At 47.2% G+C, this 17,829-nt stretch carries 18 protein-coding genes; all 18 read left to right on the top strand.

Going from position 1 to position 17,829, the window contains the following annotated elements:
• The first annotated feature begins 9 nt into the window (after positions 1-9).
• The 18 genes from EKM70_RS03765 (at position 10) to EKM70_RS03680 (ending at position 17,827) form a co-directional block, all read left to right on the top strand.
• Complete coding sequence (locus EKM70_RS03765) at positions 10-603, top strand: helix-turn-helix domain-containing protein (protein WP_125545396.1); 594 nt, start codon at positions 10-12, stop codon at positions 601-603.
• Positions 596-2,047, top strand: a complete 1,452-nt coding sequence (terL, locus tag EKM70_RS03760) for a phage terminase large subunit (RefSeq protein WP_125545394.1) — start codon at positions 596-598, stop codon at positions 2,045-2,047. Before EKM70_RS03765 ends, terL begins: the two co-directional genes overlap by 8 nt.
• A complete protein-coding gene (locus EKM70_RS03755) occupies positions 2,044-2,337 on the top strand; it encodes a hypothetical protein (protein ID WP_125545391.1) in 294 nt (97 codons plus the stop codon). Before terL ends, EKM70_RS03755 begins: the two co-directional genes overlap by 4 nt.
• On the top strand, positions 2,337-2,606 hold the full coding sequence (locus EKM70_RS03750) for a hypothetical protein (protein WP_125545389.1): 270 nt from the start codon (positions 2,337-2,339) through the stop codon (positions 2,604-2,606). The genes EKM70_RS03755 and EKM70_RS03750 overlap by 1 nt, the downstream gene beginning before the upstream one ends.
• Positions 2,590-4,314 (top strand): phage portal protein, encoded by a 1,725-nt coding sequence (locus tag EKM70_RS03745; RefSeq protein ID WP_125545387.1) that lies wholly within the window; start codon positions 2,590-2,592, stop codon positions 4,312-4,314. Before EKM70_RS03750 ends, EKM70_RS03745 begins: the two co-directional genes overlap by 17 nt.
• Positions 4,238-5,191: a hypothetical protein gene (locus EKM70_RS03740; protein ID WP_125545385.1), complete on the top strand. Its 954-nt coding sequence runs from the start codon at positions 4,238-4,240 to the stop codon at positions 5,189-5,191. Before EKM70_RS03745 ends, EKM70_RS03740 begins: the two co-directional genes overlap by 77 nt.
• Before the next feature lie 91 nt (positions 5,192-5,282).
• Entirely contained in the window at positions 5,283-5,933 is a 651-nt protein-coding gene (locus EKM70_RS03735; protein WP_125545383.1) for a DUF4355 domain-containing protein, read from the top strand.
• A 16-nt stretch (positions 5,934-5,949) separates the two neighbouring features.
• A complete protein-coding gene (locus EKM70_RS03730; RefSeq protein WP_125545381.1) occupies positions 5,950-6,981 on the top strand; it encodes a replication protein in 1,032 nt (343 codons plus the stop codon).
• 11 nt (positions 6,982-6,992) lie between these two features.
• Complete coding sequence (locus tag EKM70_RS03725) at positions 6,993-7,343, top strand: hypothetical protein (protein WP_125545379.1); 351 nt, start codon at positions 6,993-6,995, stop codon at positions 7,341-7,343.
• Between the two features lie 9 nt (positions 7,344-7,352).
• A complete protein-coding gene (locus EKM70_RS03720) occupies positions 7,353-7,952 on the top strand; it encodes a hypothetical protein (RefSeq protein ID WP_125545377.1) in 600 nt (199 codons plus the stop codon).
• 3 nt (positions 7,953-7,955) lie between these two features.
• Positions 7,956-8,237, top strand: coding sequence for a hypothetical protein (locus EKM70_RS03715; protein WP_191985878.1), 282 nt, complete (start codon positions 7,956-7,958; stop codon positions 8,235-8,237).
• A complete protein-coding gene (locus EKM70_RS03710; RefSeq protein ID WP_125545375.1) occupies positions 8,230-8,691 on the top strand; it encodes a hypothetical protein in 462 nt (153 codons plus the stop codon). Before EKM70_RS03715 ends, EKM70_RS03710 begins: the two co-directional genes overlap by 8 nt.
• The gene (locus EKM70_RS03705; RefSeq protein WP_164506317.1) at positions 8,618-9,085 is read left to right on the top strand and encodes a phage neck terminator protein; all 468 of its coding nucleotides are present in this window, start codon (positions 8,618-8,620) and stop codon (positions 9,083-9,085) included. Before EKM70_RS03710 ends, EKM70_RS03705 begins: the two co-directional genes overlap by 74 nt.
• Before the next feature lie 5 nt (positions 9,086-9,090).
• Complete coding sequence (locus EKM70_RS03700) at positions 9,091-10,200, top strand: hypothetical protein (RefSeq protein WP_125545371.1); 1,110 nt, start codon at positions 9,091-9,093, stop codon at positions 10,198-10,200.
• Positions 10,201-10,213: 13 nt separating this feature from the next.
• Entirely contained in the window at positions 10,214-10,690 is a 477-nt protein-coding gene (locus EKM70_RS03695; protein WP_125545369.1) for a hypothetical protein, read from the top strand.
• Between the two features lie 75 nt (positions 10,691-10,765).
• A complete protein-coding gene (locus tag EKM70_RS03690) occupies positions 10,766-11,380 on the top strand; it encodes a hypothetical protein (protein ID WP_125545367.1) in 615 nt (204 codons plus the stop codon).
• Positions 11,381-11,660: 280 nt separating this feature from the next.
• Entirely contained in the window at positions 11,661-16,559 is a 4,899-nt protein-coding gene (locus EKM70_RS03685; RefSeq protein WP_125545365.1) for a phage tail tip lysozyme, read from the top strand.
• Positions 16,559-17,827, top strand: a complete 1,269-nt coding sequence (locus tag EKM70_RS03680; RefSeq protein ID WP_125545363.1) for a LysM peptidoglycan-binding domain-containing protein — start codon at positions 16,559-16,561, stop codon at positions 17,825-17,827. Before EKM70_RS03685 ends, EKM70_RS03680 begins: the two co-directional genes overlap by 1 nt.
• The last annotated feature ends 2 nt before the right edge of the window (positions 17,828-17,829 follow it).

The following is a 17,829-nucleotide window of genomic DNA, read 5'->3' as shown; positions in this document are numbered from 1 at the left end:
GGCGCCCCCATGGGTAAAGGCAAGTATCAAGATTGGTTGACCCATGAGGGCTTGACCAAACTAGAAGGGTGGGCCCGAGATGGCCTAACCGATGAACAAATTGCTAATAATATTGGCATTGGTACAACGACTCTTTACAATTGGAAAAAGCGTTATGTGGAGATTGTGGAGGCCCTAAAAAAGGGAAAAGAAGTCGTTGATCGTGAAGTCGAAGGTTCACTTTTGCGGCGTGCCAAGGGATATACGACAGTTGACCATCAGTACAAAGTAGTTGATGTTGATCCGGATGTGCTGCATGCGCGCCGTCGTAAGGTGGCCAATACTTACAAGTTAGACCATCCGGAAGCAACCAAGCAAGAGGTTGATGACTATGCTGCCGAGAAAGTCCCAACGCGGGAAAGCATCGAGTTGTTTCAGAATCAGCATGAGGTGCCACCAGACACTACAGCAGCTATCTTCTGGTTAAAGAATCGTAAGCCAGATGAATGGCGTGACCGCAAGGAAACTGAGCTTTCCGGTGGCGTCGGCGTTCAAGTCAGTGACCCGTATAAGAATCTTTCAGAAGAGCAGCTAGCCAAGCTGGCTGATGATGACGATGGATAAGAACTTAATTCGTCAAGGTGCACGGGTTGAACTGGCCCGGCGCCGTTTCTTTTCATACGCGCGACTGATTGCACCAAGCTTCTACAAGCGAAGCCGAGGCTACCTAGTTGAGCTGTGCGATGCCTTACAGAACTTCGTGGTTTCCGATGACGATGTGTTGGTCATCAACGAGCCGCCGCGTCACGGTAAATCACGAACGGCGGGGCTGTTTGTCCAATGGCTTCTAGGCAAGGACCCATCGATAAAGGTCATGACCGGTTCATACAACGAAACGCTGTCGACCACGTTTTCTAAGGGAGTTCGTAATTCCATTCAGGAGGTCAAGGCTGACCCAAACATTCCGGTGTTTGCAGACGTCTTTCCTGGCGTAAGTATCAAGCAAGGTGACGGGGCCATGAACCTGTGGTCACTTAAAGGTGGATACAACAACTACCTGGCCACTTCACCGACTGGTACTGCGACTGGGTTCGGGGCCGACGTCATGATTATTGACGACCTGATCAAGAACGCCCAGGAAGCCTTTAACGAGGTCAAGTTGGACGAGCAATGGTCGTGGTTCGTAAATACCATGCTGTCACGACTAGAATCCGGCGGGAAAATCATTATCATTATGACACGGTGGTCATCTCAAGACCTTGCAGGGCGCGCTCTGGCCGAATTACCCGGATTAGGGTATAAGGTCAAGCACATCAGTATGAAAGCTCTCCAGGACGACGGAACCATGCTTTGCGAGGATATTCTGTCCCGTGCTCAGTATGAGCGGACATTTAAGACTCAATCGCCCGAGATTGCGGCGGCCAACTATCAGCAAAAACCAATTGATCAAGAAGGTCGGTTGTACAAGCACTTCAAAACTTATGACGAAATCCCACGAGATGAGCAGGGTAATCCGCTCTTTCGGGGGATTTTTTCATACACCGATACTGCCGACGAAGGCTCTGACTGGTTAGCCCATTACGTCTATGGGGTATATAACGATGAGGCCTACATCTTAGACGTAGTCTTCTCACAAGACCCAATGGAGACGACGGAACCAGCTGTGGCCCGATCGCTATTCGAGAATAAGGTCAATGCGGCCACAATCGAATCTAACAATGGTGGGCGTGGGTTTGCTCGGCAGGTTGAATGGCGATTGCGTGAGGAGTATCACAGCAACGTCACTAAGGTTCAATGGTTCCATAACGGGCAGAATAAGATTGCTCGAATCCTGTCGAACTCGACTTGGGTCATGGAACACATTTACTTCCCGGGAAACTGGCGTAATCGCTGGCCAGACCTGTTTGACTTCCTGACGCGATATCAGCGTGAGGGGAAGAATGAGCATGATGACGCCCCTGATGCTCTCACTGGTGTGGCTGAATCGGTTCAGAACAAGGTAAACATTAGCAAGCGGCCTAGTCGTCGCAAGCAGGCCAAAACACTAAGAAGGATGGGATTAGTATGACTAAAAAAATGGGCCACGTTAGCGCGACCGTATCCAGTTCGCTTGACCGCTATGCCTATAGCCGCGATGGCGGTCAGATTACTATTATCGACCGTGAAATTGGTGAAGCGTTTGTGCTAAAGCTATCTGGTAAGAAGGCCGACATAGTGTGGCAGGTGCTGATTAGCACACACCCTAATCGCGATATCGGTAAGATTGAATTCGGTACAAAGAAAGGGCCACGCACCATTGATGAGTTAATCAAGACGGGGCCAGACGGAACACTTAAATCGAAACTGGGGTTGATCTAATGGCTGATGTACCTGTGTTTGAGTGGAAGGGCGTCAGCATTGCTTCAATGAGTAAGCACGAGCTACTGGCGGCCATTAAAGATAATGAGCAAGGACGCAACTATCCGGATAGTGCCACAACAATCCTGTTGGGTGAAGCAATTAAGCGATTTCTTAATGAAGATGTTGATTTAGAAGATAAACGAGCTGAGGAACGAGAAAGAGTGGTTAACGAAATGCTATCCGGAACTGATGAGAAAGGGGATGAACTAGATGGCGGAAACGAATGATCCACAAGCCCATGGTATGTCTTTGCCGCGGCCTGATCGTAGGAGTATCTATATGCTTCGTGGTGGCTCACGCTTTGGATTCGATGCTAACCAAGATTATCAAATGCCAGCTGATGAATGGAATGCCATCAAAGCTAACCCAGACGCTATCAAGCCGATTCTCTCCTGGTTCGTTAACGACCATTACACCAACCAGCTTCCACGCTTGCTGACCCTCGAACGCTATTATCAGGCTGAAAATGACATTCACTTCTGGCGATCAGACAAGGCTCCTGACCGGGCTGACAACCGCATCACATCTGGTTTGCCACGGTACATTACGGACCAAAAGGTAGGCTATCAGTTTGGAAACCCACTAAAGTTTGCGTACAGTGACCCCGATAATCCTGACGACAGCGGAGAAGACATTGTGAACGCCATTGCGGCATTCAATGACGCGGTAGATGAGCCTTATCACGAGAAGGTGATGAGCAAGAACCTCAACAACACGGGCCGAGCGTACGAGTTGACCTACGTCAAACAGGGAACCAATGACTTAGCTTTGCGCACTATTGATCCGGCCCACTGTTTTGTTGTATATGACACGACGATAGACCTAAACTCGTTGTTTGCCGTGCGTTATTACATGGTCAATTTCATGAAGACTACGACTTACTATATCGAAGTATATACGGATAGTATGGTCTACTACTTCACCAGCACGGATAGCCCGAACGGTGAGTACACGTTGACCGAACAGTCGCCACATTTCTTCGGCACGGTTCCAATCACCGAGTACAAGCTCAACGACGAGCGACTGGGTGCATGGGAGCCCAAGCTGGACGAGATTGACGCTTACGACAAGTCCATTTCCGAGATGGCAAACAGCCAGGAGGATTTCAATAACGCCATTTTGGTCATCTCCGGAGACGTGGATGACGATGACGACCTTGACGACGCGGAGCCGCTGACGAATGCTGACGGGGAGCAGATCACTAATTCAAATGGAGACCCCATCTACAAAGTTGACCGTGTCGACCCTGATAAGCGAATCTTGTTCTTAAAGCCGCGACTTATCGACAACATCGGCGGCGCCCCGACTGTGATTCAGACCTCAGCCGAGTATTTGACTAAGGAGCTTAACGCTCAGGGTTGGCAGACGTACAACGACCGCTTACTTGCTGATATTCATAAGGACACTAACACACCAGATGTTACAGACCAAAACTTCGCGGCTAACGCCAGTGGTGTGGCCATGTCCTACAAGCTGTGGGGTTCTGACCAAGAACGGGCGACACAACAATCCTTATATACTCGGGGAATTAAGCGTCGAATCCGTTTGCTGGCCGCCTATTGGGCGAAGACGTCACTTATCAAGTACACAGACGAGGCTGAGCACGTCAACCCTAGCTATACGCCTAATCTACCGAAGAACGATAACGAAGTCATTACGAACGCGGCCTTATTGCTAAAGACCGGTGCTATATCTAACCAGACGTTCTGGGAAGCGGTCGAATCAGCTACCGGGGTCAAACCTGATGGTGAAGAGAAGCGCATGAAAGACCAGAAGGCCCAGGACAAACAGGATGGATTAGATTACATGGATAAGATTGATGGCTCCGACCAAGATAAAGCTCAAGGTGGTGTAAGTGATGGTGAAGACGACAGTGACCGACCAACAGGAGGAACAGCGAATAAGCCAGCTCCTAAGCTCGGACAAAAGGTTTAAGGGGCAGACCGATAACTTCTACGTGCAGACACTAAAACTCATCAGTGACAATCTGAGGGCCTTCTACGCACGGTATGCATCTAGCAAAGGATTGACTGCTGATGTAGTCCGCCAGCGAATTACTCACTGGGATTTAGACCAGTTTATCCATGCCATCGACCTGTTATCGGACGACGCACCCATAAGTGAGGAACTGAAAAAACGCAAAAAGCTGTACAAGTATCAAGCAGCCGGTGGCGATCATGCCGATGCTGTTGCGGCCATTATCGGTGCGACTATCGCCGTGACCACAAACAAAGTCCAGCACGTTAGTCGTCAGCATTTGGCTAACGACTACGCCGCCGAACAGAGGTACCAACAGGTCATTGCGTCTAAACACATAGTGTGGACGTTGCCACATACCCAAGGCATTCAGATTACGCCGGCCATTGGCCACGTAGTTGATGGCTCCGACTGGTCCGACCGTTTGTGGGTTCACTCAGACAACATGGTCGCCGATGTTCAGAAAGTGGTGCGTAATTCGCTGAGTGGGGGATTGCAGCAGCAACAACTCGAAAAGTTATTGCAACATTTGCAACCTGGTACGAATGCGGCGGGAAACCTACAAGCGGCCGGCGAGACCGAAATGTGGATGGTTGACCGGATAATCCGATCAGAATCAGCACGAGTCGTCGATAAGGCCACTATGGATTCGTTTAAAAACCGACGTGTCAAACGCGTAGATATTGTTACGGAGCCAGACGCCTGTGATAAGTGTAAAGAATTAGCCGCACGAGGCCCATTCCTACTCGTTGAGTGTCCGGCACTACCTTGGCATCCTAATTGCCGGTGCAAGAAGCGAGAGCACGTTGAAAACGAAGAACCAACACCCATCTAGGGTGTTTTTTTATGCCCTTTTTTCGGCAGTGGGCTCTAAAGAAAGCTGATGAGTTATGCCACTCTAACAAGCATTAAAGGAGGAATTCACTATGCTAAATCGCATTTTGCAACACCAATTCTATGACGCTCCGGACGACAACGATGGCGGCCAACACGATGACCACCAGCCGGATGATGGTAAGAAACCAGTTGACCCAGATCCAGACGACAAGCCTGGTGATGACGATGACCACAAGGTTCCAGCTAAGGACCAGCGCAAGATTCGGCAGGACGCGGTCAACCAATTCAAGAACTCCGATGAGTTCAAACAAATGATTGCCGAAACAATGGCTGAGGGCGAAAAGCGGGCCAAAATGTCCGCCGATGAAAAGGCTGAGGCCGACCGCAAGGCACAGGAAGAACGGGACCAGCAGGAGCGAGAAAAGTTCCACCGTGAGCAAGCCCACTTTTACGCTCAACAAGAGCTTGCTAGCCGTCACCTTCCTGATACCTTTGCCGACTACATTGCCGACCAAGACCACGACACCATGGTGGCTAACGCTGACTCCTTCGAGAGGGCCTTCACCGATGCGGTTCATGAAGAAACGTTGAAGCGCATGCAAGGTGATCAAACGCCAGCCTCTGGAACACATACGCCTAATACGTCTGTCACGAAAAAGGACTGGGACGCCATGAGCTATAGTGAACAGCTTGCGATTTATCAGAAAAATCCTCAACTGGCAAAACAATTTATGAGTTAGAAAAGGAGTGATTTAAGTGGCAACTGACGTATTTACACAACTGTCCGGCATGATCCAACCGACCTTGTTTGGGCAAAACGTCGTCAACCTTAGTACCAAGACTAACCGCATGATTCAATCTGGTATTTTGACGCCTGACGACCAATTCGGTGCCCATCTGTTGGACTCAACGGAAGACACCATGACTTTACCATTTACTAATGACCTAGAAGGCGATCCGGATCCATGGACCGATACCGACGATATCAGCGTTTCCGGTGTTACTACGGGCAAGCAACGGGCTATGCGGCTTCGTTTGGTTAAAGCCTTCGGTTACACGGATATCGCACAGCAATTCTCTATTTCCAATCCAGCCGACGTCATCGCATCACGGTTCGCTAACTTCTGGAGTAATTCAGAACAAAAGCTGCTGATGGCAATTCTAGCCGGAGTATTTGGAAATACGGATATCGCAACCGCAAAGATGTTTGATGATTCAAGTAACAACTTTTCTGCTCGCGGCTTCTTGGCTACGATCAACAAGCTGGGCGACCTGCAAGATCAAACGTTCAATAAGATTGCGGTTAACTCCAGCGCTTACGCTGAAATGAAACTGCAAAACATGATTGATACTGTTCAACCAAACGTTGCTGTGGGGCCATTCGGTACTTACAACGGTATGCAAATCGTGGTTGATGATGACCTGCCATTAGATGCCAATGGTGTTGCAACGTCCTACATCTTCGGTAATGGTTCCGTTGGTTATTCTGTGGCTAATCCGTCTGATTCAACTGAAGTTGAACGTGAAGCCCGTAAAAATGGTGGTCGTACTAACATCATCAACCGGCGTACCGAAACCATTCACGTTAAGGGAACTTCAGTGGCCGATGGATTCTCCGCTGCGGGTCAAACTGCAACGATTGACGAACTCTCTAAGCCATCTACTTGGGAAGTAGTAAAGAACGTCGATCCTCGAAATATCCATGTTGTGGCGTACAAGGCTAAGGTCTCAACGGACTTTTTACCAAAGCAAAAAGCTTCGTCTGCTTCAACGACTCCAGCTAAGTAGAGGTGATCTAAATGGCTGACAACAAAACGACACTCGACCGGCTGAAAAAGTACCCGCTGGCGTCTGACTTGGACGATGACGAGTATCTGCAGCAGCTTATCGATGACTCATGGGTGACTGTGCAGGCCGATCACGTTAAACCCATTAAGCAGGAAGAAGCCAACCGACTGCTGGTGCTCAGTGAGCTTTACGTGGATACCTTGGTGGCTAACGGTGGTGTCCAGTCCGCCAGTCATTTAGGCGAGTCTCAAACCATGTTCGACTGGTCGAAGGGGAATGACCCGTACATGATTCGCTATAAGGATTTGGTAGATCAGTTCGGACGCAGTCGTCACCGTGGTCGGGCCTACAGTCGGGATTGAGGTGGTTAGGTGGCTAATTCAAACCATATTCCGGAATGGATTGCGGCATCACGATCGCTCAACGCCATGGACTTAGTGGTGGGAGTACCTATTGATGATCAGTTCCTTCAAATGGTGGCCCGGGTCAACGAACATGGCATGGTGATTCACGCCAAGAAGTCATTTCTGACCATTCCCACGGCCGCAGCCAAGGGGCGAAAGCCGAGTGAGATACCTGGCCTATTTCGCCCCAAGGGTGCGCACAATCACGTCTTAGCGGTTGCTGATAAGTCGGCACCATTTGGCATGCGAATCATGTTTGTTCTTAAAGAGAGTGTTACGATCCCACCACGTCGATTCATTGGCTTATCCTATGAACGTTATCATGATGAATGGAGTCAGATGATGATTGAAGGATTCTTAGATGTCGTGGATGGCAAACAAACTCAGCATGGCCTAGAAGCTAAACTGGGGCGACGTATCTCTAATGATATCAAGAAGACAATTCGAGACGTTCACTCACCAAAGAATGCACCGCTTACTGTCGAGAACAAGGGCTTCAACGACCCGTTGCAGGATACGGGCAAGTTAATCGGTTCTATCACTTGGGAAAAAGAAAGGAAGCTATAATTTATGGCTCAACAATTAGCGATTTACAAGAAGGGTGAAGACACCCCGGTTATTACTGGTGATCCCACAGGGGTTGCAATTACTGGCTTAACGTCTGGTACTGTCGTTGCTGATGGCGACTACCAAGCCGCTGTCGTCGACTCAGATAACGCTGAAAACCCATCTGGCAAGGTCGATGTGACCGGTTGGACGGTGCTAAAAAAAATTGAACCAGAGCCAACTAACGTAAAGGTTATGCCAACTGAAGACGGTGGTACTGTCTCAGCTGACGTAACTAATGCCTAGTTTTAAGCAACAAAATACGTTTCATTTTATGTTCGACAAGGAAAAAGAACCGCTGACTATCACGCCATATCTCGGTAAGGATGATAGCGACCCGTTAGGAATTGGTGGGGCAAAGTATGGGACAGAAATCAAAGTGGAAGAGCCCATCACTTTGACCGCCAATCCAGCTATCACTTACCAGCAAGGCTCTGGTGGTGCGATGGAAGTCAGCATTTTGGTATGGTCTTCGCGAACATCGGGGTTCAAGAAGGGTACCAAGGTTCTCCGTCGGCAGACTGGTGAAACTTTCACGGTCACTGGTAGTGCGCCATTGACGCATAGTCAGTTGACCTATTATCAACTTCAACGAAATGGGGATGATGACGCTGAACAATCGACAAGTGCTAGAAGCACTGGTGACGCAAGTGAACAAGTACCCAATGAATTCGGGGGAGAAGATCCCTTGGGTCTATGAGAAGGAGGCAGCCACAAAAGGCAAGCTTCCTTTTTTTAGTTGGTACATCACGAACCCACATGAGCGAATCACCTTCAAGCGTGTCAATGAACCATTTCTGAAACACGTTCAGGTCAAGGCACATGCTGCCGACCCACTGGAAGTTGGAGACCGAATTGAATGGCTGCAGAACGTTTTAGGTTCCATGCAGCCATTAGTTGACCTGGCTCAGGTAGGAATATCGGTGGTTGATGTCAGCGACCCTGTCTCTACTGATGAGGATTGGACCATTGAAGTTGAGAACCAGTCAGCGGTTGATATCACATTAATGGTCAACCCTGACTACAGCGATGGTACGCAACCCGGTGAGATTACTGCCATCACGCCAAACATTGAAATTACAAAGGAGGAATAACACTAATGCCAGTTACGAAAGTAATTAAGCAACCTAGCGACCTTATTTTCAATACCGTCGTGGCACAAGCAACGGCAGGCAATGAAGTTGCAGCAGTCACCCTGCTTCAACCTGGCGACGCTGAATCTGTCGTGCTCGTTCACAGTGCGGATGAAATGCCTGATATGGGGTTTGATGAAAACACCGATGTCTATGACGTTGTGGCCGCTATGTATGAAGTAAAGGACTTTGAAGGCCCAGTAGCTATTGGGACTTACTCAAGCTCGCCAGTGGTCAGTTTAGATGATTTAACGGTTATCCCTACGGCCGATGGTGCCACTATTGGCGCTCAAGTTTCAGGAGTCCAAAAGTACCTGGAAGACCACCTGTTAGATGGGTCAACTTGGTTCGTTCCAGTTGGTATGTCTGACGATGATATCAAGACCGCTGCGGATATCTTGTACACCAATCAACGTGGCTTCTTGGTCAATCAAGTGGACAACATCGCCGACTTGCAAAAATGGCATGATTACGCCACGACTACCCAAGTCGAAAAAAACAAGCTGGGCCACTTCCGTACGCTTGTCGATAAGGACAATACCCGGAAGATTGCCGGCCAAGCTGCCGCTTACGCTTCCACGAAGGTATTGCTGGACTGGATGCGGATTGGTGACCTGAGTCAATTCGTTGCCAACGACTGGACTCAATCTGAACTGAACATGATCGACAACTTGCATGGTCTGGCCGTGGTCAACAAGTCCGGGAATATGATGCTGTCTGGCAACAAAGAATTGAATGGCGACCAAATCGACAACAGCTTCAACGCTCAATACAACACGGACTTAATTCAAACTCGGTTACAAAAGTGGCTTAACGGCAAAGACTACACCACCTTCAACGATGACAATATCAATGAACTGGTTACCACTGCCGAGACTGCAGGTGAAGATCTCTTCAAGGAGGGAACCATTGCTGCTGATATCAATGGCAAGGCTGACTTCTCAGTTACTGCGGTGTCACGCTCACAAGTATCTGCTTATGAAATTACTCAGCGGACGTACAAGTCGCTGTCTATCAAACAGACACTGCCTAATGCGATTGAAAAGGTCTACGTCAGCAACTCAATTAGCCTGTAAGGAGGTGAAATAGATGAATCAACGTATTCAATTGGATGACGGCACGTACTTCGTACTTAAGGATTCCCGTTTTATTCACGTCTACGTCATCATTGATGGAACACCAACTGAACTGAGCGGGTTCCAATCTGGAGAAGCTGTTAACTGGGAAAAGACAGATAATGATGTCGACGTTGCATCCGACTTCAAGGGGATTCCTTTGGGGTTAATCAACCACTCTAAGTTGGGACAATTTGTGGCTCATCTCAATGATGGGGCCCCCGCACACGACATCATTTACGGCTGCTACTACCGTCAAATGAATCATAGTTCTGATGTTGTGCCGACTTTCGGGTTCAAGGTACAAAATGATAATAACGGCGAGGTCATCAAATCAAGTGTTTGCTTGATTCAAAAGATGCCAGCTGGGTCTGTGTCTAATGGGATTACCACTCGTGACTGGACTATTTTAGCTTGCCAGTATGAAGATACGTTTGGCAACGCCGCTTAGCAGTATAGAAGAGAAGTTAAGCAGGCTTAAACGCCTGCTTTTTACATAACCAAAATTTGAAAGGATGTTTTATTTATGGCTGAACAAATGGCAGCACCAAAGGTTGACGTAACGAAGCTCGCTGAATTAGACAAGCACGAAACGATTGAATATGGGGATAAGAAGGATCCAAAGTCGATTGACGTTACCTTGCGAGATCCTGGCTACACTCGTTTGATGGAAATTCGCGCTAAGCAAAATATTGGTGGGAATGAGCGAGACTACGGTGAGATGGCAAATATGATTAACGAAAACGTCATTATTAATCCCCGTTACGCATTTGCTGATCTTAACAAGAAGGTTCGTAAGACTGAAGAATCAAAAGAAATTGAATTGACTGGTAAGCATGGCAAGAAACCACACATTTTGATGAAGTTTCCTGGATATCGAGAAGCACTGAATCTCTCAACAGATATCCGCGGGGTTGATGGGGCCGATACTTCGTTGGCTGTCCTTCAAGTACTGAATGCAGATGTGTTCCGCCGTGTAGATAATCCAGATAAGCCACTTGATATGGGGTTCTGGTCCGAAAACGGTGGTGGTCTTCAGGCGATGAGCGAAGCTGTAACGTATTTCTCAGACGTTATGGATCATGATGGTTATGCCAGCGTTTTAGTGAAGGCAATTACGTTTCTGTCAGAGTGCATCTAATAATTCTAAGTACCTTAATGATGAAGGTGAGCTCGACCAACAGCGGATTGATGCGGAGGTCGAACAACTCTACGAGCTATATATTCCAGTCCTAACGGGATTAGCTAGCTCGACTTCAGAGGTCAGCGGATGGACGCTAGATAAGCGAATCCTGATGGGAAATTTAGCACAGAAAATATTGGATGAACGTACTGATCGACAGTCATTGGCCGTTGAAAGTGGAGTCGTCCAGTTTTGGAATGCATTGCAGAAGGTAAAGAGTCAATAGGAGGTGTGGCGCTTGGCAGCAGGTGAAATTCGGAGTGAAGATGTTCGAATTGGCTTTGATATAGATTATCCGAAGCTTGAAAAAATGAACACTGCGATCGACAAAGTCATTGATGGAATTGGCAAAATTGGTCATGAATTTGAACCTGTCAACCAACAGGTTGGTGTCATGGGCCGCAACTTCGCAGATACTATCGATAAAATGTTGAGTTCCAACAAGGTTCTTAAGAACTCTAACCAAGATGTCAGCGATTCTATCCAACGTAATTCTCGGGTAACAACTACCTTTCGAGACAAAATTGCGGAATTAAATTCCGTTACCGATGCTTATACAGGCAGTCAAGTTAAGCAATATCGGAGTGTAGGAACGGCTATTGGTGATGTTGCCGGGAATGTAAGTGCACTAAGCCGGAAAATGAAAGATTTACCTAAGGAGTTTATGACCAGGGTAACGTTTGATTCCGGCAGTGTGAAGTCTGGTTCAGGTGATATCAATGCTCAGCTCGGTAAGGTAAACAAGTCTATGGACAAAACCGAAAAGAAGAGTCGACGATTGAGAGATATAATCGCCGGCTCTTTTGCTGGAAACTTAATCTCGAATGGGGTCATGTCTCTAACGAACGGGCTGCAAGAAGCTGCTCGAGCTGGGATGGAGTATAACAAAGAACAAGATACGATGAAGACGGTGTGGACGTCTTTAACCACTGAAGCCCCGAAAGATGGCAAGGAGCTTGTTGGCTTTATTAACAATATGTCACAGCATACGATTTATGCTGCAGGCACTCTGGATAAAATGGCCCAATCCTTCTACCATGTCCACTCTAATGCAAAAGAGACGAAGAACTGGACGAATGACTTCATTGCTTTGGGGTCAACGCTCCACATGAGTAATGATGCTTTGGCAGAGTCTGGTGAGCAGTTCGCTAAGATTGTTGCTGGTGGTAAAGCATCTGCCGAAGACATGTCCGTCATGATTAATCGGTTCCCTATGTTTGGGGAGGCTTTGCAGAAGGCAACTGGCAAGAGCATGAAGCAACTCTATGCATTGTCGGCCTCCGGTAAGATGACAGCAACACAATTTACTGAGGCATTGACCTACTTGGGTAAGAAGTATCGTGGTGGTACCAAGGAAGCCATGACGTCCTTTATGGGGATGTCGATGTACATCAAGTCTCGGTTCAGTAAACTTTCTGGCGATGTCATGAATACCTCGTTCAAGATGAGTAAGGAATCCGCAAAGTCTATGCGGAACTTGGTGTCTGATGACATGATGCAGAAGTATGCAGATGGGATCTCATCTGCACTGGGCATGGTCACTGGAGCTGCAGTAAATAGTATTGAGTATCTTGATAAGCACAAAGAAACTATTATTGACATCTTCGGGAATGTCGGTGATATTGCTGGGATTTTTGGAAAGCAAGTTTGGAAAACAACCAGTGATATTCTTTATGACATCGGAGAGGCATTCGGATTAATTGATAAGAATGGGAAAAATGCCAAAGATCCATTGGACAAGCTGGATGCCTTTTTGTCAGGTGTTGCTAAACATGAACAAGCGATTAAGACTGTAGCCAAAATTGTAGTTGGAATGTTTGTAATTGATAAAGCTGCTAAGTTCGCCAAGAACCTCAGAGAAATCGCTAGCGCTTATAGACTAGTTGCCAAGGATAGTGCTTTGGCAAATGGAGCCGATATGCTAGGTGATTTAACTGGACTTGGATCTCCAAAGGGGCAACATGCTATTCCTAGAACTACAAAACTTGGAGGATTATCTCAAAAGATAACGTCCATCTTCACTAAGGGTGGTAAAACTGGGGGAAAGCATTTTGCAACACAGGTCGAGAAGTCTGGAAACTATGCAGGTAAGCATGGTGGAAGTAAATTCAGTGGCGCAATCCGTGCAATTAGTTGGATTGGTTTAGGCCTAGATGTCGGTAGCTCTGGTGTAAAAGCGTTTAAAGATGGTATTAGTACCAAAAAAGGTGGCAAAGAGCTTTGGGTAGCAGGTGGTAAAGGTGTCGGCGCGGCTATCGGGGGTTATCTTGGCGGGCCGGAAGGTGCTTGGCTTGGTGCTTATCTCGGTGGCGAGATTGCTAAGGCTATTGCATCAAAGGATATTTTGCATGCTAATAAAGATAAAGATCCTAAACACAACGCTTATAAAAGCGTCGATCCCAATCACACAACCAGTCTTCATGACGGTGGTGAGCCAAGTTGGCAAACTCATGCTACCATAGCTGGACAATTTGGTTCAGGGCCATACGCGGATACTAGTTATGGTGTACTCAATCCTTCTAAGTTTAGTTCTAAAAAGAAAAAGTCTAAACGAGTTGTTAAGAAACTGGTTACTGGATTTGGTCATGCAACTGGTGGTCCAATTCATAAAACTGGGATGGCCATGCTTAATGAAGCTGGTCAGGAAATGGCATACAACTCTTCTAAGGGTACTTTCCGCTTCTTAGGGAAAGGCCCAGTAGTAGCTAAGGTATTTGCTGGTGAGCATATCATCAATGCTAAGGATACTGCCAGAATGCTCCATGGTGGGCTTGGGAAGGGCCGGACTCTACCAGGTTATGCTAAAGGAACTACTTCACTCAAGGGTATCAACGTTAGCTCCAAGACAAGTATCACTGGGATTAACGATGCGAGTCTAAAGAACGCTGAATACAAGACTAAGCGAACTGCCAACAAAATTGGTGATGATTTATCCAGCGGGTATTCCAAAGGGACTAAGAAGTCCAAGTCAAAGATTACCAAGTTTAGTAAGGACTCTATTCAGGAGTTTAAACGATTACGTAGTGACACGTCTAATCTGACTGGAAAGATTAGTAAACAGACGATTTCCGACTTTGACCAAATGCAAAAAGGTAGTCAAAAGCAAATGGACCAACTTCATGATGGGATGAACCAAGCCGCTAAAGCAACTGTAAGCGACTTTGGCTCAATCATGGGTAAGTTAAAGGCATATGCTCATACGGCTATGTCAGGGGCCATTTCTTCCCTCAATGGGGGGATTAGTGGAATTGACTCAGCTCTGTCTCAATTTGGTGGTAATAAGCAAGTTTTGAAACCAATTCACTATGCGGCTGGGTCGAATGGCCCTATTGTTAGCGACCAGTTGGCAGTTTTGAATGACGCACAATTTGGTCCACGACAAGAATTAGTTGCTCGTGGTAGCCAGCTGCTAAAACCAGTCGGGGATAATGTGGCTGTTCATCTCCAAAAAGGTGATGAAGTCTTCAACGGCTCTCAGGTTGAACGAGCAAAGCCATATCTTCCTCACTTCAAGAAAGGGACTGGTGCTTCAGACAGTAAGCTGAAGTCATTAGCATCTTCCAATGCAGGCGACCCAAGCAAGGCATTTAGCCAAGAGTTCACAATGAACGTCAAGCCGAACGGCTCAACGTTGCGTCAGGGATTAACGGGAACGTCTAAGTCAGGAGCAAAGTCTGTTGGTTCTAACTGGGAAAACGCTATGTGGAACTACATTGAAAGCCTCATCAGTAGTAACGGTGGTGGAGGTCCTGTGTTGCACTCACCAGGTGCTGGATGGATCAAGACATCTGGATTTGGTAATCGGGGCGGCGTTAGCGGCGGATTCAGCTCTCATGATGGGAATGACTTCTCTGGTGGGAGGACCGTCCACGCACTCCAAGACTCTACCGTAACTAGTACGGGCACCAAAGCTGGCTGGGAAGGCGGTAATGGTATTGGTGAGTACATCGGAACCAAAGGTGGCAAGCTGAGCCTGATTTATCAGGAACTGAATGGCAAGAGCGGTCACGGTGCCACGTTACTTGTTCACGCTGGTGATCACGTTAAGCAGGGGCAAGCAATTGCCAAACTAGGTCCGTCGGGTACTCACGTCCACATTGGTGCTTCAACTCAGGGACTATGGTCTCATGGTGGTGGATCAACTCGTGGCTGGCTTGATGTTACCAAGCTTCATGGTAACTACGGCAATTCTGGTGGCAAGAAGGCTCCAAAGATTAGCAAAGCCATGACTAGGCTAGTTAAGTCGCAATTGGGCTCATCAGCGATTAGCTGGATTAAGAAGAACCTCCAAGACTCAATTGGCGACGCCGATGTTGGTAGTCTGTCCGGGGGCATGACCTCACGGGCCAAGACACTGGCGGCAGCTATCAAGAAAATGTATGGACCAGCAACCAATGCTGGTATCGCGGCCGTCCTAGGTAACTGGGAATTTGAATCAGGTCTGAATCCTGGTGCGATTAATCCCGGTGGTGGTGCCAGTGGCCTTGGGCAATGGTTAGGCGGTCGGAAGGCAGCCTTAATCAGCTACGCCAAGCGACATGGAAAGAACTGGAAGAGCGCCGGAACGCAACTGAAATTTGCTTTAAAAGGTGACGGTTCTGACAGCTCAGTCTTGAAGAGTGTGCTTCGTGGGACTGGCTCAGTTGCTTCACTGGCGAACAAGTTCTCAAGCCAATGGGAACGTGGCGGGTATAATGCTCAGCACGTTGCAGGTGCAAAGAAAATTGAGGCCGCATTACACAATGAAGGTGGCTGGTCTGAATCAGGAAAACTTAATGTTTTTGGAGAAAAAGACCATGAGGTGGCAATTAATCCTAAGAAAGCAAATGCAGATGGGTTAATTAAAAGCGCAATCCGCGCACGGGCTGGTATCGATGGCACGGGTCTTGCGGGTAGTCTCAACAGATCAATTGCATCGCGTCCTAGTCAACGCGTTCCACAAGTGAAGTCTGCTGGAACAAGTGGCACGAGCGTAACCATCAAGATGACCAATCACATCACAGTTCAAGGCGGTGGAGATAGTCACAATATTAGTAAGCAGGTTCAAAAGGGATTGTCGGATTCTGCAGAACAGCTGGTAGACATGATTCACCGAGCAATTGGGACGGATCAAGGTGAAGGAGGGTTGGTGATTTAATGGATATTACATTGAAAGCAAATGTAGTTACGAATGTTAATCGCTACATCAATATGCCGACTACTAAAGTGGTTAGTCTGCCAGTATCTTTGTTATCACCGTCTGAAATGTCTGATAAGCAGCTTACTAGCCAAGTTTCAAAAATTAAAAGGAAGGTGAAGAGTGATGCAAGTAAGATTAGTAGCACCCAACGCGCGATTACCAGTCAACAAAAGGTAATCGACAAGACCGATGACTACCTTAAAAAACAGAATGGATATTCTGTTCGAAAGGCGGCTTACGATGCGGTAACTAAGCAAATTGACACGCAAGAATCCAAGCTAGCTAATGCTAAAAACACTGCTTCCAAGAAAGCAATTCAATCTAAGATAAACAGTCTTAAGAAAAGTCAGAAAGCTGCGTATGCTGACTTGAAAAAGGTAACCAGCTCAAGTGGTTATCAAAAGCAGTTAACAGCACAGAGTAAGGCCCGAACAAAGCTAAAGCAGTCGAAGTCTAAGCTGACTAGTCTGAAGAAGCTGAAATCAAAGGATAAAGATGCTGAAAAGAAACTTAAAGCCGAACAGACAAAACGTAAAGCAGCCGAGAAGAAAAAGAAACAGAAGGCTAATCTCAAAAGTATTAAATCTAAAATAGCCGAACATAAAAAACAACCGCTCGTTGGTCAGACCGTCATTTATCCGGCTGATTTGATGAGCTCGGTTGTTTATTTTTTTGGTGAAGTTCAGCCTACTGAGACGAATACTAGTGAGATTACTTCCGTCGGTGTTGACAATTCCGACCCACGAGCCGGTAAGTCAACGCGTACCAGTAAGGAATTATCTGGCACATACTATCTCTTCGGAAAATCATTTGCTGACTGTGATAAAAAGTTTTCCAATTTACAAAAACTGCAACGCATCGACACTGAATTTATCATGCGAGGCTTTTCGAATTGGAATCACGTAAAAATTTCATCGCTTGCTAAAACTGTTTCGGGTCTTCCACGTGAAAATCTGTTGGAGCTCAGTATTACCTTTACCTATGTTAAACAGGCACGAATCCTTTATAACAAGGCTAAGAAGAAAACAAAGAAGAAAGGTAGTACTAAGGGTTCGAAAAAGAAAGGCAGTAGCAAGTCCAAGTACCGTTCGCATGTGGTTAAGTCTGGAGAAACCTACTGGGGACTAGCTCGCAAGTACAAGACAAGTGTGGCCACTTTGACCAAGCTCAATGGCAGCTGGAAGAAGACCATGTTTCCCGGTCGAAAACTCAAGATTCCAAAGTAGGG

The sequence above is a fragment of the Levilactobacillus lindianensis genome (genome assembly GCF_003946095.1).
Lineage (GTDB): Bacteria > Bacillota > Bacilli > Lactobacillales > Lactobacillaceae > Levilactobacillus > Levilactobacillus lindianensis.
Note: the sequence above shows the minus strand (reverse complement) of the source record. Positions and strands in the feature narration are given on the sequence as shown.

What these genes read in the sequence shown, in the direction of transcription:
- EKM70_RS03765 (WP_125545396.1), top strand. Translation starts at nt 10, where the DNA reads ATGGGTAAAGGCAAGTATCAAGATTGGTTGACCCATGAGGGCTTGACC.
- terL (WP_125545394.1), top strand. Translation starts at nt 596, where the DNA reads ATGGATAAGAACTTAATTCGTCAAGGTGCACGGGTTGAACTGGCCCGG.
- EKM70_RS03755 (WP_125545391.1), top strand. Translation starts at nt 2,044, where the DNA reads ATGACTAAAAAAATGGGCCACGTTAGCGCGACCGTATCCAGTTCGCTT.
- EKM70_RS03750 (WP_125545389.1), top strand. Translation starts at nt 2,337, where the DNA reads ATGGCTGATGTACCTGTGTTTGAGTGGAAGGGCGTCAGCATTGCTTCA.
- EKM70_RS03745 (WP_125545387.1), top strand. Translation starts at nt 2,590, where the DNA reads ATGGCGGAAACGAATGATCCACAAGCCCATGGTATGTCTTTGCCGCGG.
- EKM70_RS03740 (WP_125545385.1), top strand. Translation starts at nt 4,238, where the DNA reads ATGGTGAAGACGACAGTGACCGACCAACAGGAGGAACAGCGAATAAGC.
- EKM70_RS03735 (WP_125545383.1), top strand. Translation starts at nt 5,283, where the DNA reads ATGCTAAATCGCATTTTGCAACACCAATTCTATGACGCTCCGGACGAC.
- EKM70_RS03725 (WP_125545379.1), top strand. Translation starts at nt 6,993, where the DNA reads ATGGCTGACAACAAAACGACACTCGACCGGCTGAAAAAGTACCCGCTG.
- EKM70_RS03715 (WP_191985878.1), top strand. Translation starts at nt 7,956, where the DNA reads ATGGCTCAACAATTAGCGATTTACAAGAAGGGTGAAGACACCCCGGTT.
- EKM70_RS03710 (WP_125545375.1), top strand. Translation starts at nt 8,230, where the DNA reads ATGCCTAGTTTTAAGCAACAAAATACGTTTCATTTTATGTTCGACAAG.
- EKM70_RS03700 (WP_125545371.1), top strand. Translation starts at nt 9,091, where the DNA reads ATGCCAGTTACGAAAGTAATTAAGCAACCTAGCGACCTTATTTTCAAT.
- EKM70_RS03695 (WP_125545369.1), top strand. Translation starts at nt 10,214, where the DNA reads ATGAATCAACGTATTCAATTGGATGACGGCACGTACTTCGTACTTAAG.
- EKM70_RS03690 (WP_125545367.1), top strand. Translation starts at nt 10,766, where the DNA reads ATGGCTGAACAAATGGCAGCACCAAAGGTTGACGTAACGAAGCTCGCT.
- EKM70_RS03680 (WP_125545363.1), top strand. Translation starts at nt 16,559, where the DNA reads ATGGATATTACATTGAAAGCAAATGTAGTTACGAATGTTAATCGCTAC.